Source organism: Paraburkholderia sp. BL17N1 (assembly GCF_003634175.1).
GTDB lineage: Bacteria > Pseudomonadota > Gammaproteobacteria > Burkholderiales > Burkholderiaceae > Paraburkholderia.
Genome location: NZ_RBIW01000002.1, coordinates 2,546,642 through 2,570,089 on the forward strand (window position 1 = coordinate 2,546,642; position 23,448 = coordinate 2,570,089).

Here is a 23,448-nt window from a genome sequence, read left to right on the forward strand (position 1 = left end):
GCTCGTTAAGGCTAGGGTAATGTGCTTCTGCACGGACACAATGCGGCCAGATGGAAAATCAGAATGCGCTCACAGCCAGCAATGAGTCTTTCCTGCGCGATCTGCAGTTGTTCTGCAACATCGCGCGCCGGGGCAGCTTCGTGGCGGCATCGACGGAAATGGGTTTGTCGCCTTCACATGTCAGCAAGCGTATCGCCATGCTGGAGGCGAGTCTTGGCGTGAAGCTCTTTCAGCGCACCACGCGCCGGGTCAGCGTGACGAGCGACGGTGAGGCCGCTTTGCAGTGGGCGCAGAAAATACTCGACGACGTGCAAGGCATGGCCGATGCGTTCGCCGACCGCCGCACCGAACTGCGCGGCTTGCTGCGCATCAGCACCAGCCTGCGGCTCGGCCGCAAACACGTGTCGCCGATTCTGGCCTTGCTGCGTCAGCGTCATCCGAATCTAGAGATCTGGCTGGAATTGCTGGACCGGCGCGCCGATCTGGTCGGCGAGAACTTCGATATCGACGTTCGCGTGGGCGAAGTGCATGAACCGCACCTGATCGCGCACAAGATGGTGGAGAGCGCGCGGATACTCTGCGCGTCGCCGGAGTATCTGGAACGGCGCGGCGTGCCCCTCGAACTGGCCGAACTGGCCCAGCACGACTGCCTGCTGTTTCGCGGACGCGACGACCGCTTCGGCGTCTGGCGTCTGAGCGGCCCCGACGGCGAAAAGAGCGTGAAGGTGACGGGCACCGTCGCGTCCAATCTCAGCGATATCGTCGTGCAGTGGGCGAGAGACGGCTACGGCGTGGTGATGGTGTCGATCTGGGACGTGGCCGAGAGCCTGCGCGCCGGCGAACTGGTGCGCGTGCTGCCTGATTACATGCAGTCCGCGGACGTGTGGGCGGTGACGGCGGAGCGGCTGTCGTCGTCGGCGAAGATCCAGGTGTGCATCGAATTTCTCCGGGAACAGTTGACGAGCGGGCCGTATGCGCTGGTGACGCGCGGCGTGGGCGGGTTTTGACTGCTTTGCGTCGCCGCCCCGCCAAGGCCTCGATAAAGTTCGCGTCCCAATACAGTTGCCACACAAAAAACAATACAGTGAGGCGCGGTTTTAATTGGCTGTATCGGGAGTATGACCGGCGCCGTCGATACAGTTGGCGGTCTCATGGAGCCTGCCGACGAGCGGATTACCGCTCTGGCGCGAGGCGACGTAGCCTGATTTTTTGCCTATGGCCCGGTGCCGACGCGCCGCGGTTTATCCCGAACACGAGGTAAGGACATGAATGCAGTGAACGAACAAGCGAAGCTGTCGGTGCAGCAGCTGGGCCACTACATCGGCGGCGCGCCGGCCGCGCCGACCAGCGGCCGCTTCAAGGACGTGTTCAATCCCGCCACCGGCAAGGTGAGCGCCTCGGTCGCGCTGGCGTCGGTCGAAGAAGTCGACGCGGCGGTGCAGGCCGCCAAGGCCGCCTTTCCCGCCTGGAGCGAAACGGCACCGATCAAGCGCGCGCGCATTCTGTTCAAGTTCAAGGAGTTGCTGAACCAGCATCACGACGAACTGGCAATGCTGATTACACGCGAACACGGCAAGGTGTTCACGGACGCGCAAGGCGAAGTGGTGCGCGGCATCGAAGTGGTCGAGTTCGCGTGCGGCATTCCGAACCTGCTGAAGACGGATTTCACCGACCAGATCGGCGGCGGCATCGACAACTGGAATCTGCGGCAGGCGCTGGGCGTCGTCGCGGGTATCACGCCGTTCAACTTCCCCGTCATGGTGCCGATGTGGATGTTCCCGGTCGCGCTGGCCTGCGGCAATACATTCGTGCTGAAGCCGTCGGAACGTGATCCGTCGGCGTCGCTGCGTCTCGCCCAATTGCTGAAGGAGGCCGGTCTCCCGGACGGCGTGTTCAACGTGGTCAACGGCGACAAGGTGGCCGTGGATGCGCTGATCGATCACCCGGACGTCGCGGCGCTGTCGTTCGTGGGCTCGACGCCGATCGCCGAATACATTCACACGGAAGCGTCGAAGCGCGGCAAGCGCGTGCAGGCGCTCGGCGGCGCGAAGAATCATCTGGTGGTGATGCCCGACGCCGATCTGGATCAAGCTGTCGATGCATTGATCGGCGCGGCCTATGGTTCGGCCGGCGAGCGGTGCATGGCGATTTCGGTTGCGGTGGCGGTCGGCAACGTGGCCGACAAGCTGATCGAAAAGCTGGTGCCGCGCGTCAAGTCGCTGGTGATCAAGAACGGCGAACATCTCGACGCTGAAATGGGTCCGTTGGTTACCGCTGAACATAAGGCCAAGGTGACGGGTTATATCGCGTCGGGCGAGGCGGAAGGCGCGAAGCTGATCGTCGACGGCCGCGCGCATCCGGTGGCAAGCGAAGAAGGCTTCTTTGTCGGCGGCACGCTGTTCGACCATGTCGGCACGGACATGAAGATCTACAAGGAAGAGATTTTCGGCCCGGTGCTGGCAGTGGTGCGGGTGCCCGATTTCGCGAGCGCCGTGGATCTGATCAACGCGCACGAATTCGGCAACGGCGTGTCGCTGTTCACCTCGGACGGCGGCGTGGCGCGCGCGTTCGGCCGGCAGATTCAGGTGGGCATGGTCGGCATCAACGTGCCGATTCCGGTGCCAATGGCATGGCACTCGTTCGGCGGCTGGAAGCGTTCGCTGTTCGGCGACCATCACGCTTACGGCGAAGAGGGTGTGCGCTTCTACACGCGCTACAAGAGCATCATGCAGCGCTGGCCGGATAGCATCGCCAAGGGTGCTGAATTTACGATGCCGGTGGCGAAGTAACTCGTTCGGCTGGATCATTGCAACGATAAAAAGCCGCGCCCGACAAGAGTCAGGCGCGGCTTTTTCGCATCTGCGCGCGGCAACGGCCTCTTAAACGCCCGCGGACGAATCTTCTTCCGCTTCGCTCAACACAGCGTTTTGCACCGCCGCAGCGGGGCTGACATAGGCGGGCGCCTGTCGCGGATCGTCGACGCTGTAGCGCAGACGTCCCGCTTCGATATACACGCGCAACTGGCGGTATTTCACGAAATAAAGCAAGCCGACGAGCGCCGCCGCGAATCCCGAAGCCGCGCCTACCCCAAGTGCCCAGCGCGGGCCGAAACGGTCCGCGACCCAGCCGACGACCGGCGCGCCGAGCGGCGTACCACCCATTAAAATAGCCAGCAGAATCGCGATCACGCGGCCGCGCATGGCAGGCTCGGTGGTGACCTGTACGAGACTGTTGGTGGACGTCGAGAAGGTCTGCGTGGAGACGCCGATCGCGATGAGCATCAGGCCGAATAACAGGGTGCTCGGCATCAGCGAAGCTAGCGTACAGCCCACCCCGAACATGGCCGCCGCGCTGAGCAGCAGCACCATGCGCGGTTTAGCGCGGCGCGCGGCGAGCAGCGCGCCGGTCACGGAGCCGATCGCCATGGTCGAACTCAGCACGCCGTATTCGCTGGCGCCCGCATGAAACGCCGTGACCGACATCGTCGAAATGAAGATCGGGAAGTTCAGACCGAAGGTGCCGATCAGGAACAGCATCAACAGCGCGGTCACGAGATCGGGACGCTTCCCGACATACTTGAAGCCTTCCACGAAACTGCCGCGCGAGCGCGCCGCGTGCGGTCTCAGATGCAGTTCGTTCAGCCGCAGCATGCGCAGCGACCCGAGCACGGCGACGAAAGACAGCGCGTTGATGAGAAACACCCAGCCGGTGCCGACCGATGCGATCAGCAATCCGGCAACCGCGGGCCCGACCATGCGCGCCATGTTGAACGAAGTGGAGTTCAGTCCGACGGCGTTCGACAGATCCGCTTCGCCGACCAGATCGGACACGAAGGTCTGCCGCACCGGCGAGTCGAACGCGGTGACGCAGCCGAGCAGCCCCGCGAACACATAGACGTGCCATAACTGCACGAGCCCGGTGACGGTGAGAATGCCGAGGCCCAGTGCGCAAGCACCCATGGCCGCCTGGGTGGCGAACAGCAGCTTGCGGCGGTCGAAGTGATCGGCCGCATAACCGGTGAGCGGCAACAGCAGCAGTTGCGGCCCGAACTGCAGCGACATGACGATCCCCACCGAAGTCGCATTGTGCTGGGTGAGTTCCGTGAGGACGAGCCAGTCCTGCGCCGTGCGCTGCATCCACGTGCCGATGTTGGAGACGATCGCGCCGCTCGCCCAGACCCGGTAATTGAAATTGCGCAGCGAACGGAAAGTGCCTGTCACCGGATTGTTTCCCCGTGCGAGGTTAGCCCGGCGCGCGGGCTTCGATAGACGGTCGAACCTGACATCATGCGCGCGAGTGCTCGAGCAACGCGAGCAGTTCCTGCGTCGTGCCGGTCTCGCCGATACGCGGGAAGATGCGCGTGATGCTGTTGGTGTGAGCGTCCGCATGGAGGTCGGTCATGGCGTCGACGACCAGCGTGACGTTGAAGCCGAGTTCGTTGGCGTAGCGCGCGGTGGATTCGACCCCGATGCTGGTTGCCACGCCCACCAGCACCACTTGCGTGACGCCTTGCTCGCGCAGATAGGCTTCGAGATCGGTGTTCGTGAATGCGCCCCAGGTGCGCTTGGTGACCCGATGATCCGACGGCTGCGCGTTGATCTCGGGCACGAGGTCCGCGAAGCCGGCGGGGAAGTCGCCGGATGGGCGTGCCTGTTCCGCGCGGCCCGGCGCACCGCCGGTCACGTTGACGAGCACCACGGGTAGACCATGGCGGCGAAACGCGTCGGCGACGGCAGCCGAGCGCTTGACGACTTCGCCGGTGGGATGCGCGGTGGGCAGCGCAACAATGCCCTGCTGCAAATCGATGACGATCAGTGCGGTTTTTGCGTCGAGCGTGGTGAATGCCATGAGGGGCTCCTGAAAGTTACGAGTCGATGAGGCGTTTGAGTAAGTCCACGCCGGTTGCGAGTTGTCGTTGCTCGGCCGCCGAGAAGCGCGTCAGGATGGTGCGGAACAACCAGTCCTCGCGCGCCGCGCGGCTTGCCTTGATTTTCTTGCGAAAGGCGGGTGTGAGGGAGAGGACCGTCTGCCGTCCGTCATTGGGATCGGGCGCGCCGCTGACCAGTCCGGCAGCCTTCAGAACCGAAAGCGTCTCGCCCATGGACTGCGGACGCATGCCGTGAGCACGCGCGAGCGCGGTGACCGTTGCCGGACCTTCGCGCTCCAGCAAACCGAGGACCTGCACCTGTGAAGGGGTGAAATCGCCCAGATGCGATTCCTCACGCAAACGGCGGCGCAATTTGCCGACCAGCACGCGTAGGTCTTCCGCCATGGCGTGCAGGGCGTCGGTGTCGGGCGGTAGGTCGCTCTTGCTCATGCTTATGCCATGACGAATGTGAAGGTTACCTGCTAAGGTTACCTTCGTATATGGTTGAGGTCAAGGCGAGGGAGGTATTCAAGTCGTCCTTGCTTTGCCCGTTTGTTTAACTATAGTGTTAAATATCAACCATGACGTTTAATAAGGAGGCATCATGAGCGAGCCGCTTCATCGTCCTTCGTTGGGATCCGCGGTGTACTACAAGGACCCCTTTGCCGCGCTCGACTGGCTCGAGCGGGCGTTCGGCTTCGAGCGCCAGTTGGTCGTCATAGACAACGACGGCCAGTTGGGCCACTCGGAAATGCGTTTCGGCGACGGCTACGTGATGATCTGCCGCGAATGGTCGGAAAACGCGGCCAGTCCGGCATCGATTGGCGGCAAGAACACGCAGTCGGTGCACGTGCAATTGCGTGACGGCATCGACGAACATTGCGCCCGCGCGCGCGCCGCGGGCGCGGTAGTCACGCGCGAGCCGGAAGATCAGTTTTACGGCGACCGCGTCTACGCGGTCCGCGATCCGGAGGGGCACGTGTGGAGCTTCGGCCAGACGGTTCGCACCGTGTCGCGTGAGGAAGCCGAGCGCGTCAGCGGCCTGAAGATCGAAGGATGGGTGTAACACACATGGCCCTGCCTGCCGCCGCCTCGCTCGACCGCACATTGGCCGCGCTAGCCGATCCGAACCGGCGTCAGGTGGTCGATCTGCTCAGCCGGCAGCCGATGCGCGCCGGCGAACTCGCGCAAGCCACCGGCCTGTCGCCTCAAGCGATGAGCCGGCACTTGCGCGTGCTGCGCTCGAGCCAACTGATCGAGGAATCGCATGACGGTGTCGACGCGCGTGTGCGGCTTTACGTGTTGCGTTCGACGCCGATGAGCGAACTGAAGGCGTGGCTCGAACAGACCGAGGCCATGTGGACCGGACAGTTGCTGTCGTTCAAGGCGCATCTGGAGGCCGAGAGATGAGTTCGCGCGTGCAGGTGTCGTTGCGCGTGGCTGCCTCGCCGCAACGTGCGTTCGATGTTTTTACGCGCGAGATTGGCGCATGGTGGCGGCCCAATCAGCTGTTTCAGTTCACGCCGCAAAGCGCCGGCGTGTTGTCGTTCGAAGCGGCTGAGCCAGCGGGCGAGCAACGCCGCCTGGTTGAGACGCAGGCGGACGGCAGCGTCTTCGAGATCGGTCGCGTCACGGTTTGGGAGCCGGGCGAGCGTCTCGCCTTCGGCTGGCGTCAGGCCAGCTTCAGCGACGCGCAGCACACGCATGTCGAGGTGCGTTTCGAAGCGGTGGGCGACGAAACGCGGGTGACCGTCGAGCATCGTGGTTGGGATAGCGTGCCTCAGGACCATGTGGCGCGTCACCATTTCCCCGATAGCGTGTTTCTGCTGCGGCACGGCGAATGGTGGCAGGTGTTGCTGGCATCGTTGCGAAGCGCGGTGCAGGCGTCCGGATCGACGGGGTGAGGAGCGCGAAGACGTCCCGGCGAGGAAAGTTTCAGCGCGTGGCGATTGCCGCCGCGACGCCCGCCATCATCGTTGCGCTCGCGCGGTTGGCGATCTTCACGGCGCGCCGGGTGGTGAGCAGCTTGCGCGCACGCGAGGCAAGCAGCGCCCAGCCGAAGTCGACAGTCATCAGCACGATCAGCATGGTGAGCGTGAGTTCGAACCACGCGACGGTGCCGATGCGCGACACGTCGACCATGGTCGGCAACAGCGCGAGGTAAAACATCATGATCTTCGGATTGCCGAGCGTGACGAACAGGCCCGCCATGAACATACGCCACGGCGACTGGCCGCTCGGCAAGTCGCTGCCTTGCACGTCGGCCGGCGCGCGCCACATTTTCCAGGCGAGAAACAGCAGATACGCCACGCCGATGAATTTGAGCACCACGAACACCATGCCGAAGCTGCGCGCGATCACTGCCAGGCCCGCCACCGCGCAGGTGAGCCAAAGCGCCTCGCCGATCCACATGGCGGCGAGAAAGGGCAACACGTCGCGAAAGCCGTTAGTCAGCACGCGTGCGACCAGCGCGGCGACACTCGGTCCCGGCGTGCCGGCCGCGACGATCAGCGCGAGCGCGAAAACGAGCAAGGCAGATAGCGTCATGACGATCTCCACGACCTTCAGTGCGCGCGCAGGCGCCGGTTGACGAAACGCCACACGGCGCTCATGAGCAGCGAGCCGACACCGAGCGCGACGCCCAACAGTACGATCGAACTCATGTGATCGCGCACCAGCGGCACGTTGCCGAACAGATAGCCGGCCGCCACCAGCGACACGATCCACAACGCCGCGCCTGCGGTGACGAACGACACGAAACGCGCGAACGTCATGCGCGAAACGCCTGCGACGAACGGTGCGAAGGTGCGCACCACGGCAATGAACGGCGACAGCAGGAAGGTCAGTCCGCCGCGCGCTTCGTAAAACGCGTGCGCCTTGCGCAGCGCGTTCTTGTCGAGCCAGCGATAGTCGGCGGTATAGACTTTTTCGCCGATCGCCCGCCCGATCGCGTAGTCGACGATGCTGCCGGCCACCGTTGCGGCGAACAGCACGGGAATCACGAGCCAGACATTCAGCGCGCCGGTGGCCGCGAGTCCGCCGCATATGAAAATCAGCGGATCGCCGGGCAGGAAGAACAGCGGCAAGAAACCGATCTCGACGAATACGACGAGAAACAGCATTGCGTAGACGGCGGTGCCGTATTGCACGATCAGGCCGCTCAGGTGTTGGTCGAAGTGCAGGGCGACCTGCAGCACATGCATCAGATCCATTTTGGGTCGGAGGGGAATTTGGATCTTCAGGAGTTTAGTCCCGCGGCGGCGCGCTGACTTGTCTATTTCTCGGAGGTGATGTCAATATCGGGGGGTGTGGTCGAGAATAACGCTCATAACCCTCAGCACGAAACTCCCAAAGCGCCCATGCAACACGCTGCCCGAATCACCTTCCGGCTTGCCGAACTGCGCGATGCCGATGCGATCCGCGCGATCGAATTCGAGGCGGGACAGCGCTTTCTCAGCGTCGATATGGCGGGTATCGCCGATGCGCCGCCGATGGATCTGGAAATCGTCGAGCGCAAGATCGCGGCGCGGGAAATCATCGTTGCCGTTGCTGCCGATGAAACGTGCGCCGGTTTCGTGATGTTCGAGCCGCAACCCACGCGCATCTACGTGCAGGAACTCGATGTGCTCACCTCGCACGCGGGGCAACGTATCGGTGCCGCACTGATCGAGCAGGTCGCGCACATTGCGCGCACGCGACGGCTCACGCAACTGATTCTGTCGACGTTTCGCGAGGTGCCGTGGAACGCGCCGTATTATCGCCGGCTCGGGTTTCGCGATATCGACGAGGCCGACCTCGACGCGGCGTTGATCGCGCGGCGCAATGCGCATATCGCGCGAGGACTGGACGAATCGAAACGGGTGTTCATGCGGCGTGATATTGCGTGACGTGGGACGCGTGGGCCCGGGTGTCGAGCCATAAAAAAACGCGGCGGGTATGACCGGAACATATCGTTCGAGTCTCACCCGCCGCGCGTTTTTCGACACACATGTCACGCATTGGCTGCTTTTCGATTCAGCAGCTTACCTTCGCCAACGCTCCGCCTGGCTTCGGCTTTTTTCAGCCTGTGGCAAGCCTTATTCCACGGTTTCCAGCGTGGGATAGTCGACGTAGCCGGTTTCACCGCGTGCGTAATACGTAGCCGGGTTCGGCTTGTTCAACGGCGCATTAGTCGCAAAGCGACGCACCAGATCCGGATTCGCGATGAACAGTTGACCCCACGCCACGGCGTCCGCTTCGCCCGCGTCGAGCACTTGCTGCGCGGTTTCCTTGGTGAACTTTTCGTTCGCGATGTACGGGCCGCCGAAGGCTTTCTTCAGTTGCGGGCCGAGACGGTCGTCGCCTAGGGCTTCACGTGCGGCGATGAACGCGATCTTGCGCTTGCCGAGTTCGCGAGCCACGTAGCCGAACGTGCCGGCCGGGTCGGAATCGCCCATCGCGTGCGCATCGCGGCGCGGTGCGAGGTGCACGCCGACGCGGTTCGCGCCCCACACGTCGATACATGCGTCGGTGATTTCGAGCAGCAGACGCGCGCGATTTTCGATCGGGCCGCCGTATGCGTCGGTACGCTGGTTGGTGCTGTCCTGCAGGAACTGGTCGAGCAGATAGCCGTTGGCGCCGTGTACTTCGACGCCGTCGAAACCGGCTGCCTTGGCGTTTTCCGCGCCTTTGCGGAAGGCTTCGACCACGCCGGCGATTTCATCGAGTTCGAGCGCGCGCGGCGTCACATAGGGACGCTCCGGGCGCACCAGGCTCACGTTGCCGCGTGCGGCGATCGCGCTCGGCGCGACCGGCAATTCGCCGTTCAGGAACAGCGGGTCCGAAATACGACCCACGTGCCACAACTGCAGAAAGATCTTGCCGCCCGCGGCGTGCACGGCGCTCGTGACGAGTTTCCAGCCTTCGACCTGCTCCTGCGACCAGATGCCCGGCGTCTCGGCATAACCGACGCCTTGCGGCGTGACCGAGGTGGCTTCGCTGATGATCAGGCCGGCGCTCGCGCGTTCAGCGTAGTACTTCGCCATCAGCGCGTTCGGCACGCGGATTTCTTCGGCGCGCTGGCGCGTGAGCGGCGCCATGATGATGCGGTTCGACAGCGTGATGTCGCCAATTTGCAGCGGATCGAAAAGAGTCGGCATACGAGTTCACCTTTGGCCGAGGGCGCGCGGCCCGAGCCGGAAAAAACTGCTTGATGAAAGAAGCGCGGCAATGCAAATCGCGGCGCCTACAGCTTGGTGTTGATGTGCTCGAGGAACGCCTGGATGGCGGCTTCGTTACGTTTGAAGAACACCCATTGACCCACCCGCTTCGACGTGACCAGCCCCGCGCGCTGCAAAGCCGCCAGGTGGGCCGACACGGTGGACTGCGACAAGCCGCACTGTCCCTCGATCTTGCCGGCGCACACGCCGTAATCGAGCGGCAGTTCCTGGTCGCCGAAATGCGCGTATGGCTCGCGCAGCCTGCTGAGAATCTCCCGGCGGACCGGGTTGGCAAGCGCTTTGTGAATCGCGTCGATGTCGAGCGTCATTGGGTAAGTTTCAGGGTCATCAACAACAACGGCAGGCAAGGGCGCCGGTTAGCGCCATTGCGGCTGCATCGCTACAACCCGAATCATATATCGTAATTTAACGATATGCTAGAAGTCACTACTGACAATGGGGGTGATAGGTTTCGGATGCCAGGTTAAAAGTGCGCACTCGGTATAGCAGACATGGCTTTGGCGGAATATTTCAATTCCCCTCGATTTTTGCTGTCGTCGATTGGACCGAAGAAGTGGCTCTGAATTGCTTGGTGCGCCATTTTTGTCGGTAGAAAACCCGTCGTCGGCGAGCGGCGTTATAAGCGTGTCGGCCCGCACGATAATGGTTGCCGATTCGGGCGACCATAGAAAAGGTTGGCGTTTGAGTCAGGCTTGGCATATGTGCCGGTTGTTGACGTGCGCGGTCCAGCAGGGTTCGAAAGCGCGCGGGGCCTATCGGTTTTCCCGTTCACTAGTCGGTTACTGACAGTAGCTCTACGGCATGGGTGTTGCGCCGGACATTTACCGAACGGGAAACTCTTGATATCGAAGAGTCGGAATCGAGGGCGTGTTCGGCGAGCGCATCGATAACGATTCCTCATCCGCCGAATAAGTGTTTGTGGCGAGGAATTGCGACGTCGGGGCCAAACCACACGGCCATGTTCTCCTGAACGGTCAGAAAATTCGCGCTGTTCTGCGTAAATGCACGCTCTACAACGCGCCCAGCGGGATTTTCAGATAACGAGTGCCGTTGTCTTCAGGCTCAGGTAATAAGCCTGCACGAATGTTGACCTGGACAGCGGGAAGAATGAGCGTGGGCATATCGAGCGTCCGGTCACGTTCGGTGCGCATCGCAACGAACGCATCTTCCGAGTTGCCGTCATGCAGATGAATATTGAGCTTGCGCTGTTCCGCCACAGTGGTTTGCCATTGTGGTTGACGCGACTGCGGCGGGTAGTCGTGACACATATAAAGCCGGGTTTCGTCAGGTAGCGAGAGCAGTGTGCGTGCTGAGCGATAAAGCGCATGCGCATTGCCGCCCGGAAAATCGCACCGTGCGCTACCTACGTCCGGCATGAACATCGTGTCGCCGACAAAAACCGCATCTCCGATCTGGTACGCCACATCAGCCGGCGTATGTCCGGGCACGTGTATGGCGTGCGCACTCAGTTCGCCGATCCGGAACGTCTCGCCGGCAGTGAACAGATGATCGAACTGCTGGCCGTCTTCCAGCACGTGCGGCCACAGGTTAAAGACGCGCTTGAATACGCCCTGCACTACGCGAATGCGCTCGCCGATGGCAACCCTTCCTCCCAGCCGGGCCTTCAAGTATTGCGCAGCCGAAAGATGATCCGCGTGGGCATGCGTTTCCAGCAGCCATTCAACACGCAGCCCGCGTACCTGCACAAATTTCACGATTTTGTCTGCCGATTGAGTCGAGGTACGACCGGCCTTCGGGTCGTAGTCGAGCACCGGATCGATCACGGCACACGCAGAGCCATCGCCAGCGTGAACGACATAGGTAACGGTACAGGTAGTCCGATCAAAGAACGCTTCTACCAGTGGCTTCATCGGATGCTCCAGTCAATACATTGAAAAACAATATATATTTTTATATACTGAAGGTCAACCCGATTGTCAGGTGAAAGGACGCCGATCGATGAGCACACCGTTATCTCCTGCCGCGCTCGACGCGCTGCGCCAATCCGCGACGAAATGCTGCGCCCTTCTCAAAGCCATGGCGCAGGAGGATCGTCTGCTGCTGTTGTGCCAACTGATCGAAGGCGAACATAACGTTGGAGAACTGGAAGCGGCTGTCGGTCTTCATCAACCGAGCCTTTCGCAGCATCTCGGCGTGCTGCGCGACGAAGGTCTTGTCAGTACGCGGCGCGAGGGAAAGTACATGTACTACAGTCTCGCGAGCGTCGAAGTCTTAAGCATCATGGAGACGTTGTCGAACCTCTATTGCGGCAAAGTCAAAGGACGCCTGAAATGAGTATCGACCTTGCCCACTTCACGCCGCTTCCCGCGCTCGCCGGCGGCTTGCTGATCGGTCTCGCGGTAACGCTGCTCGTGCTCGGAAACGGCCGTATCGCCGGGATCAGCGGGATTCTTGGCGGTCTGCTCGACAAGACATCCTGTGATCGTGGCTGGCGCGCTGCATTCGTGCTTGGGCTCTTTGCCGCGCCCTGGATATTCAAGCTTTTCACGGCGCTACCGGTCGTCGCGATTGCGTCATCGCCACCTGTGCTCGTTGTGGCCGGTTTGCTCGTTGGCATAGGCACCCGCTATGCGTCCGGTTGCACCAGTGGTCACGGCGTAAGCGGCCTTTCCCGCGGTTCCGTCCGCTCGCTTGCGGCCACCGCGACGTTCATGGCAATGGGCTTTTTGACCGTTTTCGTTATCCGTCATCTGCTGGGGCTTTGACATGCTGATTCTCAACGCGCTGCTGGCCGGTCTGATATTCGCCACGGGACTGATCGTTTCCGGCATGGCCAACCCTGCGAAAGTGCTGGGCTTTCTCGATATCGCGGGCAACTGGGACCCGTCACTGGCGTTCGTCATGGCCGGCGCGATCGCAGTTGGCAGTGTCGGCTTCGCGATTGCACGCGGGCTCAAGCGGAGCCTGTTCAACGCGCCCATGTCGCTTCCTACCGCGACGCGCATTGACCGCCGCCTGCTTGCTGGCAGCGCCATGTTCGGTGCCGGCTGGGGCCTGGCAGGATTCTGCCCGGGACCGGCCCTCGTGAGCGCGGGCAGCGGCGAGTTTAAAGCGATGCTGTTCGTCATCGCCATGCTCGGCGGCATGAAGATTTTCGCTCTGGCCGAGCAACACGCTACCCATATCAACTGACGGTAACCTCGCACACCTTCGCGTATACGGCCGCACGATGAGTTGAACGCGAAACGTTACGGCGGCCGTCTCATATCAGCCCGAATCCGGACGGCCAAGACGCTTGTCTGGGTGGCTGCATCGGCCCGCTGTACGCATTCACGAAAGTCGCCCGAAAGCCGCCGCTGAAGATTTCAACGGCAGCCCTACAGCACCCTCATTGAGTTGGTGCTCTCGGCCATCAAGAGGCGCTCGACGATAGCGAGCGGCCGTCGGATCAGAATGCGGCAGCGGCGACTCGACGCGCGCCCGCTGGCTTCCCGCCACGTCGTTGCGAGGAATATCCGGGCGGGGGGGCGGAGGTCAGAAAAACGTTTACATCCTCCTTCTCGCGGCTTACTTTGACGCGGGAGGATTCAAACCCCTCGAGCGTTTTGTTTTCGTCCGTCTGCGTGTTTTACTTAACGCCTTACCTACTTTGCGCATACCGGGCTGCACCGGTTGAGATTAGTAGCGTGCGCGCGCAGTACGGTCCCTACCCAGCCGACTACAAAACGATCATTGAGAGGTATCGCCAAGCACGGTTTGAGGACACAACTAACGCACTGGTTCAGTACCTCAGCGGCGCAAAAGTCGTGGGGCGGGTTCAGTTTCCATCTGTACTTCGGTTATGTCGTGTGCTTGGCCATAAACGCCAAAGACAGTCCTGGCAGGTCTACAGAAAGCCAGTTACTGGGGTGTCGATCAGAGATCGGCAAGTGATGGCCTATCAGTCTGCAGACCATTCGGCCGACGGCACGGATCTGAGCGTGCGCGACACGTGCAGAAGAGTGATCGGCAGATTCGATACCCCCGCTAACTTGAATTGACAGGGCAAGTTAATCTTACTGTGTCACAAAACTAACAATAGCGATATTGCTTTGTTTGTCCTCATATAATGAGGATACCCAGGCATAGAGCGAGAAGCAATGGACGCACAAATGCGGTTTGAGCAGTACATTGAGCATTTGTCTGGCGGCTTGGGTCATGCGGATCGCCACTCAGGACTGAGGGGCTACTGCACAGGCCTGATGTTGCCGTTGACGCGCAAGAGCGTCGAGCCGATGGCCGCAAGCGTGGATCCGCTTCACGCCAGCGCCCGGCATCAGGCTTTGCACCACTTTGTGGCCAAAGCCGACTGGTCAGACGACGAGCTACTTCTCCGGGTCAGCCAGTGGGTCGTGCCGCGGATGGATTTTTCCGGCGGCGGCTTCTGGATTGTGGACGACACGGGATTTCCAAAGAAGGGCCGCCATTCCGTAGGTGTGGCGCGTCAATACTGCGGGGTGCTGGGGAAACAGGATAATTGCCAGGTCGCGGTCAGTGTGTCACTGGCCTGCGAGCAGGCCAGCATTCCGGTTGCGTGGCAGCTCTATGTGCCGCGTGAATGGGCAGAGGATGATGAGCGGCGCGAGAAAGCCGGCATTCCCGCGCAGATCGGGTTTGAGACGAAGGCGCAGATTGCATTGCGACAGATTGAGGCTCTGCTGGCTGCGGGTGCGCCCCGACATTGCGTACTGGCCGATGCAGGCTATGGAATAGATAACGCCTTCCGGCAACGTCTGGACGATCTGGGCTTGTCTTATGTGGTCGGCATCACATCGGCTCTCGTGGTCTGGCCACCGGGCGTCGAACCATTGCCGCCCAAACCGTATGGCGGCATGGGCCGCCCGCCTGTGGTACCGCGCCGCACACGCGCCCGACAGCCGGTGAACGTGAAGGACCTGGCGCATTCACTGCCTGCTACTGCCTTCACCACGCTCAGTTGGCGGGAGGGGTCGAACGAAACGCTCAGCGGACGTTTCGCCGCGGTGCGCGTGCGTCACGCGGGCGGCAATACCGGCAAGGCGAGATTGCGCCCCGAGCAATGGCTGCTCATCGAGTGGCCCGCCGGCGACGCTGACCCGCTGAAATACTATCTGTCCAACCTGCCGGCTGATACTGCGCTGGAGCAACTCGTGGCGCATGCACACATGCGTTGGCGTATCGAACGTGATTACCAGGATCTGAAGCAGGAGCTGGGGCTGGGACACTACGAAGGCCGGGGATGGCGTGGGTTTCACCACCACGCTGCACTGGCGATCGCGGCCTACGGGTTCCTTCTCTCAGAGCGTCTCGCTACCGGTACCCCGGTCAGCGCCAAAAAAAACTTCGCAGCACGCCAGACACCTGCGGTTCCCGACGATTACATTGCGCGGGGAAGTCCGACGCGCACAGCGCCACACGGCTGACTCGATTGCCACCATCCGCTACGAACTTACGGTGCGACTGGTCGCGGGGCTCGACGCCTGTCCATGCTGCCGAAGGCTGGGAAGACGTCTTTATTTTATGACACAGTAAGATTAAGGAAGGTCTGCAGAAGTCCTGGCATTGTGTTGCTGCTGAGCTATCCTGGGAAACAGAGCTAATTGGGTGAGGAGCAGTGTGATGACGCAACTTGGTCTTGGTCTGGATCTGTCAACGAAGCGCACGCGCAAGCGGGAATTTCTCGATGAGATGCGACGCGTTGTGCCTTGGTTGAAGCTGATTGCGCTGATCGAGCCGCACTATCCCACGGGCAAAACCGGTCGGCCGCCGTTCCCGATTGCGACGATGCTGCAGATTCATTTCATGCAGCAATGGTTCGGTTTGTCAGACCCTGCTATGGAAGAGGCACTCTATGACGTGCCGCTGTATCGCGAGTTCGCGGGTCTCGACGGCGGGATGGTTCGCTTGCCGGATGAAAGCACGATTCTTCGGTTCCGCCATCTGCTGGAAACGCACGGACTGGCGGTGCAAATGCTGGCGCTGGTCAATGAAATCCTGACGGAGAAAGGCCTGATGCTCAAGGCTGGTTCGGCAGTCGACGCCACCCTGATTGCCGCGCCCAGTTCGACAAAGAATGGCTCCGGCACGCGCGATCCTGAAATGCAATCGACGCAGAAAGGTGGTAACTGGTACTTCGGGATGAAAATGCATATCGGCGTGGACGCCGACTCGGGCCTGGTCCATACGGTCATTGGAACGGCGGCCAATGTTCACGACATCACGGTAGCCCAGGCGTTGCTGCATGGTGAAGAAACGGATGTGTACGCGGACGCCGGATATCTGGGTATCGAAAAGCGATGTGAGGCTGACGCGGTTCGTTGGCATGTTGCAATGCGACCGGCAAAGCGAAGGAAACTGGATCTGAGTGATTCGCTGGACGCGATATACGATCAGATCGAACGCCTGAAGGCGGGTATCCGGGCCAAGGTCGAACACCCGTTTCGCATCCTCAAACGGCAGTTCGGTTACATGAAGACCCGCTATCGTGGTTTGATGAAGAACACCGCCCAGATCACCACGCTGTTTGCTTTGGGCAATCTATGGATGGCACGTAGAGCTTTGCGCAAAGCTTGAAACACCGGGCCAATGAAGGCCATATATCTGGTTGGAGCGCTCCGGTGCGCGGAAAAAACTCCGGCAATCAACTCACCGACAAAAATCTGAACGCCGAGGCCGCGCAGGATGTGAAAGATAACGCTTCAAAAAGCGGGTTGTGCAGACCTTCCTTAACTTCGGACTAACGTGGCGTGTCATGGAAGATGCTCGCACATACCCCGCGAATAACTTTCGCTAATTGCGGCACCAATGCGCGGGAGCGCCCACGGCATTGGACGGATTGAAAAGCCTTCAGGCCAAAGCCGAGTGCATGGCGAGAGCGTCCGGGCGAACAGGCCCCAACTCCTCGTTAAGCAATTCGCATGCGGTTGAATCGACTCCAACTTGCTAAGAGCCATATAGATCATGCAAAACGCACATATGCTGCTGCCTGACGCACTCGTAGTGCTCGGCTTCGTGATCGCCTCGCGGGTAGGAGATTTCTGCTCTGAAGCAACGAACCGGCGTCTTACTTACCTCATCGCGCTCGTGTCGTCGACGGCGGCAGGCGTTTGGTTCGCAATCCAATCGTCCGATCCGCACCACTACTATTTTTTCTCACGGATGATCGTGATTGATCCATTCGCCAGCGTGATGAAGGCAACCGTTTCGCTTGGCTTCGCGGTCTCGCTCGTCTATTCGCGCAGATATCTTGAAGATCGCGGCCTGTTTCGCGACCACGTGTTCCTGCTCGGCATGTTCTCGCTGCTCGGCCAGTTGGTCATGATCTCGGGCAACCACTTCCTGATGTTGTACCTCGGTCTTGAACTGATGTCGCTGTCGTTGTACGCAATGGTTGCACTACGCCGCGACGTCGCGCAATCGAGCGAAGCGGCCATGAAGTACTACGTGCTTGGTGCACTGGCCACGGGTTTCCTGCTTTACGGCATCTCGATGCTCTATGGTGCGACCGGCTCGCTCGAACTGAACCAGGTGCTGAAGGCGGTTGCCTCGGGCCACATCGACGACGTCGTGCTGCTGTTCGGTGTGGTCTTCATCGTCGCGGGCGTTGCATTCAAGATGGGCGTGGTGCCGTTCCACATGTGGGTGCCGGACGTCTATCAGGGCGCGCCGACCGCGATGACGCTGTTCGTCGGCGGCGGTCCGAAGGTCGCGGCGTTCGCGTGGGGTCTGCGCTTCCTGGTGATGGGGCTGCTGCCGCTCGCCGTCGGCTGGCAGGAAATGCTGGTGATTCTCGCGACGTTGTCGATGATCGTCGGCAACATCACGGGTATCGTTCAACGCAACGTGAAGCGAATGCTCGCCTACTCGACGATCTCGAACATGGGCTTCGTGCTACTTGGCCTGCTGTCCGGCGTGGTGGACGGCAACGCGGGTTCGGCGGCAAGCGCCTACGGCTCGGCGATGTTCTACAGCATCATCTATCTGGTGACGACACTCGGCTCGTTCGGCGTGTTGATGCTGCTTGCGCGCCGCAATTTCGAAGCTGATACGCTCGACGACTTCAAGGGTCTCAACCAGCGCAGCCCGGTGTCTGCATTCGTGATGATGGTGATGATGTTCTCGCTCGCCGGCATACCACCGACAGTCGGCTTCTACGCGAAGCTCGCCGTGCTCGAAGCGACGATGAACGCGGGCCTCACGTGGCTCGCGGTGCTGGCCGTGGTGACGTCGCTGTTCGGCGCGTTCTACTACTTGCGTATCGTGAAGTTGATGTATTTTGACGACCCGCAAGACACATCGCCGATCTTGGCCGGCGCCGGTAACCGCACGCTGCTCGCGCTGAACGGTGTGGCCGTGCTGGTGCTGGGTATTGTGCCGGGTCCGCTGATGACGGTCTGCCTGCAGGCAATCACGCATACGCTGCCGCTCTGACGTCGGCGGCGGGCTGGTTCATCTTGCTGTTGCGGGCGGTCGGCGTCAACCGGACGCTCCTGACAACGTCAAGTGGAGGCATTCGAGACCACGCAGTCCCGCTGTTGCAAAAGATTTCAACAATCTCTCCGCAGCGTTACGGGCGACTGTCGGCAACGCAGTCACTTAAACGCTTGCCCCGAGTCCACCCCGGCAAGAGAGGCCTGACGAGAGAGGGGCAACGATGCCCAAGCAGAACCCAGCGCTTCAACGCACCCAGAAGTCCCCCATGACACCGGGGCGCCGGCGGCTTCTCGTCATTTGCGTAACAGTGCTGCTGGCCGCGCTAGGCTGGGCGCTGGTGACAATGCTCAAACCTGCCATCCAGCGCACGATAGTCATTACCACCGGAGCGGACCAAGGTATCTACCGTAGCTTTGCCGATCGCTATGCCCCCATCCTGAAGCGCGAAGGCATCACGCTCGATATCCGCAGTTCTTCCGGTTCGGTCGAAAACTATCAGCGGCTGACGAATCCGGACAGCGAATACGAAGTGGGTTTTATCCAATCGGGCACCACCAGTCCGAAAGCAACAGACCACCTGCAGACCATCGCCGCCGTCTCATACGAACCGATCTGGGTGTTCTTTCGTGGCGACATTACCGTCAACAGGCTGTCACAACTGCGCGGCAAGAGGATCGCCATAGGCGTTCCCGGCAGCGGCCTGCTTCACGTCTCCCGGGCATTGCTCGGCTATAGCGGCGTCACTGGCGACAACACCACGCTGCTGGAAATGGACGCCACCAAGGCATATGAAGGCCTCGAAACTGGCCAACTGGATGCTGCTTTCTTTATTGGCAGGCCCGACGCTGCGATGCAGAAAAGGCTGCTGAACAGCGATCTGAAGCTGATGAGTTTTGCCCAGGCCGATGCGCTGGTGCAGAAATTCCCGTCCCTGTCGAAAGTTATTTTCCCCCGCGCCTCAACCAGCATCGTCGACGATTTGCCTCGGTCTGATGTCACCCTGCTGGCCGCCACGGCTCTGCTCGTGTCCAAAGATACCCTGCACCCGGCCCTGGTCTACCTGCTGCTGGATGCAGCCAGAACCGTCCACGGCGGTGAAGACTACTTCACGCCGCTGGGCGCGTTCCCCAATCTGACCACTGAGGAATTTCCCATTTCCGACGAAAGCGTGCGCTATTTCAGATCGGGTCGCCCCTTCCTGCAGCGCTACCTTCCATTCTGGCTCGCCAGTCTCATCGAAAGGCGGCTGCTGATCCTGCTCCCCTTCATGGCCCTTGTGCTAGGCCTGCTGCAGGCATTGCCGCGCATGCTGGAGGCGCGGATAAGAAGACGGCTTGTGGTCTGGTATCGCGAAATAAAATCGCTGGAAGACGAAATATGGAGAAACAGACAACCCACCCCAGACCATATTGCGAAATGGCGCGATGAAATCGAGAACATTGATGCGCATGCCAGCCAGATACGTATTCCGTATCGTTATTTTCAGGACGTTTATGCCCTCAAACAGGCGATCGGCGTAGTGCGGAACCGGATTTCCCAGGTCGGTGAGAAGGTGAAGGAATAGCTGGGCCGCGACAATGGATCGGCAGAGACGTTGGTTCAGCGATCGAACCATCGATACCGCAGCGCAAGCAATGCAGCTTTGTAGCCGCCGCCCACGCCCGTCACCAGTCCTTTCGGCAATGTCAGTTTCGCCGACCAGCCGGCCGCAGTCGGCACCGAGACTGTCAGCCGATCACGTAACGCACAGGTCGTCCGACGCCTGGCGTAGTTCCAGATGTCGCATATTGGCGGCGAATCTTCCGCTATCGGACCAAAGTCCAATAGCGCTCGAGCCTCATGGCAAATACCCTGTACAAAGGACATTGTGCCGCCCAGGGAAGAACACCAAACGAAAAGATGTCTATCGCTTACCCGCGCGAGCGGCCTGGCCATATGAGCGAGCCGAAGGCATGGGCGCGTTTGAAGCCCAATGCTGACGCTGGCTTATACAGCGCGTCAGTTTGCCAGAATGGAGCATGAATCATGTGTGACACATGTGAGCCTCTTCTGCCCGGCAACGGTTCGGGCCGTCGGAATTTGCTTAAGTTCACCGGCACTGCGGTCGCGCTCGGGCTTGCCGGCGGCGCCCTCGTTGCGAGTCCCGCGCACGCCGACGCTTTGACCAGGGAGCAGCGCGACAGCATGACGCCAGAGCAGATCATCGAGGCGATGAAGCGAGGTAACGCGCGCTTCCGGCGGGGCGAGAGGAAAGCACGCAATTACCTGAATGAACAGAGGGCGAGTGCCGGCGGACAGTATCCGGCAGCCGTGCTCCTCAGTTGTATCGATTCGCGCGCGCCGGCTGAAGTGATCATGGATCTCGGCATCGGTGATATCTTCAACTGCCGTGTTGCCGGCAATGTTGAAAATAACGACATCCTGGGTAGCATGGAGTTCGCGTGCAAGCTTGCTGGCGCAAAGGTAGTGCTCGTGATGGGTCACACAGCGTGTGGCGCGATCAAGGGAGCCATTGCCAACGCCGAGCTGGGCAATCTGACCGGATTGCTGGACAAGATCAAGCCCGCGGTGCAGGCGACGACCTACAACGGCGATCGCTCCGCGGCGAACTATGATTTCGTGGACGCGGTGGCGCGCAAGAACGTCGAATTGACGTTGGCGAACATTCGTAAGGATAGCCCGGTGCTTGCGGAGCTTGAAGCCAAAGGCACGATCAAGATCGCTGGCGCGATGTATAACCTGAAAACCGGCGCTGTGGAGTTTCTCAGTTGATCTTCATTGATTGCGCACGACGCGGTGCAATAGTGCCATTGAAATTGCGAGGCTGCGGAGAGGTCGCACGAGTTGCGACTCCGGCAACAGGGCCCGGGCATAGATGCCGTTCCGTCTACAAGAGAGATTCGATTGGCAGGATTGAAAGAAACCAGACCCCCAGACGGCGCAGCCAGGTCGTGTTGGGCTCCGTGTCATAGCGCACTTCCATCCCGTTCTCCCGCTTCAACCAGTAGAGTCTCCCGTCGGCATCGAGGCGCGTCAAATAGGCGACTTGTGGTACGAGTGACACGAAGATGGATGCGATCCGGCTCGCAAGCGGCGCGCTGTCTATAACGAAGCCTAACTCGGTATTCAGATGGGCCGACCGCTGATCAAAATTGAATGATCCAACAAAGACGCGGCTGCTGTCCACTACGAAGGTCTTTGCATGCAGGCTCGCCCCCGAGCTGCCGAATATGCCGGCATGCTCCTCACTTTTGTGTTCCACGCCAGGCAATCGTCGCAATTCGTACAGCTCCACCCCCGACTCGAGCAGTTCGACACGACGGGTCATATATCCGGAATGAACCGCTGTCACGTCGGTGGCTTCAAGTGAATTGGTTAGCACGCGCACGGCGACGCCGCGACGAGCGAGCTCGGTGAAATATTTTGTTCCGGCCGCGCCCGGAACGAAATACGGAGACACCAGATCCAGTTCATGCATCGGGTCGCCGAGAATCTCCCGAAACTGATGTACCACGGTTGCCTCAGGCGGCGCCTCGCCCAAAGCTTTCGCCGGGTCGTCGCTGACCATCTGTGCCCTGGCCCATTCCAGTGGTAGCGTGCCGTCAAGCAGTTGCTGCACGATCGGTGCATCACGCAGGGCGTCCAGGTAGGCGGCGGCCGTCGAGTCACTTTCGACCGCTCGAACTTTCCGGTCCAGTTCATCGGGCTTGTCGCTGGCGGCACGATGTACGATAAGGTCGACCGGATACGACGATCCGCTCGCCCAATACCGGTCGAACTCATTTGCGACATCGATTGAAATCGGGCCTACTGCCAGTACATCGAGGTCGGCGAAAACAATGCCATCGGTGGCGCCGAAGTATTCGTCGCCGATATTGCGTCCGCCGACGATTGTTACGGCGCCGTCGGCGGTGAATGACTTGTTGTGCATGCGACGGTTGGCACGGGAAAAATCCGTCAGGAAGCCGATGAACTTCGGCTTGCGGATGACGAACGGATTGAACAACCGGACCTCGATGTTTGGATGCGTCTGAAGCGCGGCCAGCGTGCCATCGAGTGAAGACGATATACCGTAGTCGTCCAGCAGCAGGCGCACGCGTACGCCGCGATCGGCCGCCGCACGCAATGCATCGAGCAGGAGCGTGCCCGTGAGGTCACTTCGCCAGATGTAATATTGGACGTCCAGCGTACGCTCAGCCGTGCGAATTAGCTCCATGCGCGCAGCGAAGGCTGCACGCGGGTCCGCCAGCGGATGAATGCCGGCCAGATCATGGTGAGCAGCAAGCTCATGAGCGGTAGAACGCCCAAGCGTTGTGGCCTGCGCCTCTGCGTTGCTTATTGCCGTCGATGGCGTGCGGCTTTCAAGCGGTGGCAACGCGCAACCGCATAGCGCGGCCGCGCAAACGACATTCAATGAAACGACAATAAGCGACCTTTGGAAGAAGCCGGGTGCAAAGTGTCTCGGCAATGGCATGGCTTAACCGGGCTCTGCGGACAAACAAATGGGACTTCATCTTTTCCTGAGCCGCAAGAGGAATCTGAGCGATTGGAACGCCGGGGAAAGTGTTCGCTCATTCATCTTTTTCACGGAAAACTCCCTTTCACTTCAGGTCCGTACAGGGAAATGCCGTGTCAGACAGGGCCTTGTTTTTGTCACGGGGCAGCTTGCAAGTCGTCATTTCCTTTCTTGAGGCTTTCTTTCACGCGGTCTTGAGGCCCACTTTTACGTTATAGGCCCGTTTGACAATGCTTGCCATGCTCCGCGGGGCGGATCGGCAGTACAACTCGGAACAACTGCCCCTTCTTGCTGACGTGAGAACCAATTTGTCTTAACGCCATTTCGCGTACAGCTTTCCGCTGTAGTGTCGCGAACATCTTTTTTTGCAAGACTCTCGCATTTGAAATCGACAGGCCGATGGCGCGTGGAAAACTCTGCCGCTCCCTGTCCAG

22 protein-coding genes and 1 pseudogene are annotated in these 23,448 nt (G+C 60.6%); 14 read left to right on the plus strand and 9 right to left on the minus strand.

The genetic code is table 11. The features are described from left to right. The first annotated feature begins 50 nt into the window (after positions 1 to 50). Both B0G82_RS31315 and B0G82_RS31320 read left to right on the plus strand, forming a co-directional pair. Positions 51 to 1,007: a LysR family transcriptional regulator gene (locus B0G82_RS31315; protein ID WP_116148072.1), complete on the plus strand. Its 957-nt coding sequence runs from the start codon at positions 51 to 53 to the stop codon at positions 1,005 to 1,007. A gap of 258 nt (positions 1,008 to 1,265) precedes the next feature. After that, complete coding sequence (locus tag B0G82_RS31320; RefSeq protein ID WP_121310138.1) at positions 1,266 to 2,789, plus strand: CoA-acylating methylmalonate-semialdehyde dehydrogenase; 1,524 nt, start codon at positions 1,266 to 1,268, stop codon at positions 2,787 to 2,789. Between the two features lie 90 nt (positions 2,790 to 2,879). On the opposite strand, the gene B0G82_RS31325 is transcribed toward B0G82_RS31320, so the two are convergent. From B0G82_RS31325 to B0G82_RS31335, 3 genes are all read right to left on the minus strand, one after another. Further along, positions 2,880 to 4,220, minus strand: a complete 1,341-nt coding sequence (locus B0G82_RS31325) for an MFS transporter (RefSeq protein WP_121310139.1) — start codon at positions 4,218 to 4,220, stop codon at positions 2,880 to 2,882. Positions 4,221 to 4,284: 64 nt separating this feature from the next. Then, entirely contained in the window at positions 4,285 to 4,848 is a 564-nt protein-coding gene (locus B0G82_RS31330; protein WP_121310140.1) for an isochorismatase family protein, read from the minus strand. 16 nt (positions 4,849 to 4,864) lie between these two features. Beyond that, positions 4,865 to 5,317 (minus strand): MarR family transcriptional regulator, encoded by a 453-nt coding sequence (locus tag B0G82_RS31335; RefSeq protein WP_121310141.1) that lies wholly within the window; start codon positions 5,315 to 5,317, stop codon positions 4,865 to 4,867. 154 nt (positions 5,318 to 5,471) lie between these two features. Between B0G82_RS31335 and B0G82_RS31340 the strand changes: the two genes are divergently transcribed. Genes B0G82_RS31340 through B0G82_RS31350 form a run of 3 tightly spaced genes read left to right on the plus strand, consistent with a single transcriptional unit; the run spans position 5,472 to position 6,771 of the window. Next, a complete protein-coding gene (locus B0G82_RS31340; RefSeq protein ID WP_121310142.1) occupies positions 5,472 to 5,933 on the plus strand; it encodes a VOC family protein in 462 nt (153 codons plus the stop codon). Positions 5,934 to 5,938: 5 nt separating this feature from the next. Then, positions 5,939 to 6,277, plus strand: coding sequence for a metalloregulator ArsR/SmtB family transcription factor (locus B0G82_RS31345; RefSeq protein ID WP_116148081.1), 339 nt, complete (start codon positions 5,939 to 5,941; stop codon positions 6,275 to 6,277). Then, a complete protein-coding gene (locus tag B0G82_RS31350) occupies positions 6,274 to 6,771 on the plus strand; it encodes an SRPBCC family protein (RefSeq protein ID WP_121310143.1) in 498 nt (165 codons plus the stop codon). Before B0G82_RS31345 ends, B0G82_RS31350 begins: the two co-directional genes overlap by 4 nt. 31 nt (positions 6,772 to 6,802) lie before the next feature. Here B0G82_RS31350 and B0G82_RS31355 read toward each other — a convergent pair whose 3' ends face one another. Together B0G82_RS31355 and B0G82_RS31360 are read right to left on the minus strand one after the other, a co-directional pair. Then, on the minus strand, positions 6,803 to 7,414 hold the full coding sequence (locus B0G82_RS31355; RefSeq protein WP_116149200.1) for a LysE family translocator: 612 nt from the start codon (positions 7,412 to 7,414) through the stop codon (positions 6,803 to 6,805). A gap of 17 nt (positions 7,415 to 7,431) precedes the next feature. After that, positions 7,432 to 8,079, minus strand: coding sequence for a VTT domain-containing protein (locus B0G82_RS31360; protein WP_116121868.1), 648 nt, complete (start codon positions 8,077 to 8,079; stop codon positions 7,432 to 7,434). 147 nt (positions 8,080 to 8,226) lie between these two features. Between B0G82_RS31360 and B0G82_RS31365 the strand changes: the two genes are divergently transcribed. Further along, positions 8,227 to 8,754 carry a GNAT family N-acetyltransferase gene (locus B0G82_RS31365; RefSeq protein WP_116148084.1) on the plus strand — a complete coding sequence of 176 codons (528 nt, stop codon included), beginning with the start codon at positions 8,227 to 8,229 and terminating at the stop codon, positions 8,752 to 8,754. A gap of 189 nt (positions 8,755 to 8,943) precedes the next feature. Here the strand turns inward: B0G82_RS31365 and B0G82_RS31370 are convergent, their stop codons facing one another. The 3 genes from B0G82_RS31370 to B0G82_RS31380 all read right to left on the minus strand — a co-directional run bounded on the left by B0G82_RS31370 (position 8,944) and on the right by B0G82_RS31380 (position 11,957). Further along, positions 8,944 to 10,005 carry an alkene reductase gene (locus B0G82_RS31370; RefSeq protein ID WP_121310144.1) on the minus strand — a complete coding sequence of 354 codons (1,062 nt, stop codon included), beginning with the start codon at positions 10,003 to 10,005 and terminating at the stop codon, positions 8,944 to 8,946. 86 nt (positions 10,006 to 10,091) lie between these two features. After that, entirely contained in the window at positions 10,092 to 10,394 is a 303-nt protein-coding gene (locus B0G82_RS31375; RefSeq protein ID WP_106284670.1) for a metalloregulator ArsR/SmtB family transcription factor, read from the minus strand. Between the two features lie 702 nt (positions 10,395 to 11,096). Next, on the minus strand, positions 11,097 to 11,957 hold the full coding sequence (locus B0G82_RS31380) for an MBL fold metallo-hydrolase (protein WP_121310145.1): 861 nt from the start codon (positions 11,955 to 11,957) through the stop codon (positions 11,097 to 11,099). Positions 11,958 to 12,045: 88 nt separating this feature from the next. Here B0G82_RS31380 and B0G82_RS31385 point away from each other — a divergent pair, with 88 nt between their 5' ends. The 8 genes and pseudogenes from B0G82_RS31385 (at position 12,046) to B0G82_RS31420 (ending at position 21,270) form a co-directional block, all read left to right on the plus strand. Continuing rightward, complete coding sequence (locus tag B0G82_RS31385; protein WP_116148090.1) at positions 12,046 to 12,381, plus strand: metalloregulator ArsR/SmtB family transcription factor; 336 nt, start codon at positions 12,046 to 12,048, stop codon at positions 12,379 to 12,381. Continuing rightward, positions 12,378 to 12,812 (plus strand): YeeE/YedE family protein, encoded by a 435-nt coding sequence (locus B0G82_RS31390; protein ID WP_121310146.1) that lies wholly within the window; start codon positions 12,378 to 12,380, stop codon positions 12,810 to 12,812. The genes B0G82_RS31385 and B0G82_RS31390 overlap by 4 nt, the downstream gene beginning before the upstream one ends. 1 nt (position 12,813) lies before the next feature. Then, on the plus strand, positions 12,814 to 13,239 hold the full coding sequence (locus B0G82_RS31395; protein ID WP_121310147.1) for a YeeE/YedE family protein: 426 nt from the start codon (positions 12,814 to 12,816) through the stop codon (positions 13,237 to 13,239). Positions 13,240 to 14,186: 947 nt separating this feature from the next. Beyond that, positions 14,187 to 15,476, plus strand: a pseudogene (locus B0G82_RS31400) (IS701 family transposase); the annotation flags it as partial. A 208-nt stretch (positions 15,477 to 15,684) separates the two neighbouring features. Beyond that, positions 15,685 to 16,638, plus strand: coding sequence for an IS5 family transposase (locus tag B0G82_RS31405; RefSeq protein WP_116149560.1), 954 nt, complete (start codon positions 15,685 to 15,687; stop codon positions 16,636 to 16,638). Positions 16,639 to 17,025: 387 nt separating this feature from the next. Further along, on the plus strand, positions 17,026 to 18,495 hold the full coding sequence (gene nuoN, locus B0G82_RS31410; protein WP_121310149.1) for an NADH-quinone oxidoreductase subunit NuoN: 1,470 nt from the start codon (positions 17,026 to 17,028) through the stop codon (positions 18,493 to 18,495). Positions 18,496 to 18,763: 268 nt separating this feature from the next. Further along, positions 18,764 to 20,062, plus strand: coding sequence for a TAXI family TRAP transporter solute-binding subunit (locus tag B0G82_RS31415; protein WP_121310969.1), 1,299 nt, complete (start codon positions 18,764 to 18,766; stop codon positions 20,060 to 20,062). A 461-nt stretch (positions 20,063 to 20,523) separates the two neighbouring features. Next, positions 20,524 to 21,270, plus strand: a complete 747-nt coding sequence (locus B0G82_RS31420; RefSeq protein WP_121310150.1) for a carbonic anhydrase family protein — start codon at positions 20,524 to 20,526, stop codon at positions 21,268 to 21,270. Between the two features lie 115 nt (positions 21,271 to 21,385). On the opposite strand, the gene B0G82_RS31425 is transcribed toward B0G82_RS31420, so the two are convergent. Next, entirely contained in the window at positions 21,386 to 22,972 is a 1,587-nt protein-coding gene (locus B0G82_RS31425; protein WP_121310151.1) for a phospholipase D family protein, read from the minus strand. Positions 22,973 to 23,448 lie beyond the last annotated feature (476 nt).

Bases quoted from the DNA above. Each gene is read 5' to 3' on its own strand.
- B0G82_RS31315 (WP_116148072.1), top strand. From the start codon at position 51: ATGGAAAATCAGAATGCGCTCACAGCCAGCAATGAGTCTTTCCTGCGC.
- B0G82_RS31320 (WP_121310138.1), top strand. From the start codon at position 1,266: ATGAATGCAGTGAACGAACAAGCGAAGCTGTCGGTGCAGCAGCTGGGC.
- B0G82_RS31330 (WP_121310140.1), bottom strand. From the start codon at position 4,848: ATGGCATTCACCACGCTCGACGCAAAAACCGCACTGATCGTCATCGAT.
- B0G82_RS31335 (WP_121310141.1), bottom strand. From the start codon at position 5,317: ATGAGCAAGAGCGACCTACCGCCCGACACCGACGCCCTGCACGCCATG.
- B0G82_RS31340 (WP_121310142.1), top strand. From the start codon at position 5,472: ATGAGCGAGCCGCTTCATCGTCCTTCGTTGGGATCCGCGGTGTACTAC.
- B0G82_RS31345 (WP_116148081.1), top strand. From the start codon at position 5,939: ATGGCCCTGCCTGCCGCCGCCTCGCTCGACCGCACATTGGCCGCGCTA.
- B0G82_RS31350 (WP_121310143.1), top strand. From the start codon at position 6,274: ATGAGTTCGCGCGTGCAGGTGTCGTTGCGCGTGGCTGCCTCGCCGCAA.
- B0G82_RS31355 (WP_116149200.1), bottom strand. From the start codon at position 7,414: ATGACGCTATCTGCCTTGCTCGTTTTCGCGCTCGCGCTGATCGTCGCG.
- B0G82_RS31360 (WP_116121868.1), bottom strand. From the start codon at position 8,079: ATGGATCTGATGCATGTGCTGCAGGTCGCCCTGCACTTCGACCAACAC.
- B0G82_RS31365 (WP_116148084.1), top strand. From the start codon at position 8,227: ATGCAACACGCTGCCCGAATCACCTTCCGGCTTGCCGAACTGCGCGAT.
- B0G82_RS31370 (WP_121310144.1), bottom strand. From the start codon at position 10,005: ATGCCGACTCTTTTCGATCCGCTGCAAATTGGCGACATCACGCTGTCG.
- B0G82_RS31375 (WP_106284670.1), bottom strand. From the start codon at position 10,394: ATGACGCTCGACATCGACGCGATTCACAAAGCGCTTGCCAACCCGGTC.
- B0G82_RS31380 (WP_121310145.1), bottom strand. From the start codon at position 11,957: ATGAAGCCACTGGTAGAAGCGTTCTTTGATCGGACTACCTGTACCGTT.
- B0G82_RS31385 (WP_116148090.1), top strand. From the start codon at position 12,046: ATGAGCACACCGTTATCTCCTGCCGCGCTCGACGCGCTGCGCCAATCC.
- B0G82_RS31390 (WP_121310146.1), top strand. From the start codon at position 12,378: ATGAGTATCGACCTTGCCCACTTCACGCCGCTTCCCGCGCTCGCCGGC.
- B0G82_RS31395 (WP_121310147.1), top strand. From the start codon at position 12,814: ATGCTGATTCTCAACGCGCTGCTGGCCGGTCTGATATTCGCCACGGGA.
- B0G82_RS31405 (WP_116149560.1), top strand. From the start codon at position 15,685: ATGACGCAACTTGGTCTTGGTCTGGATCTGTCAACGAAGCGCACGCGC.
- nuoN (WP_121310149.1), top strand. From the start codon at position 17,026: ATGCAAAACGCACATATGCTGCTGCCTGACGCACTCGTAGTGCTCGGC.
- B0G82_RS31415 (WP_121310969.1), top strand. From the start codon at position 18,764: ATGACACCGGGGCGCCGGCGGCTTCTCGTCATTTGCGTAACAGTGCTG.
- B0G82_RS31420 (WP_121310150.1), top strand. From the start codon at position 20,524: ATGTGTGACACATGTGAGCCTCTTCTGCCCGGCAACGGTTCGGGCCGT.
- B0G82_RS31425 (WP_121310151.1), bottom strand. From the start codon at position 22,972: ATGCCATTGCCGAGACACTTTGCACCCGGCTTCTTCCAAAGGTCGCTT.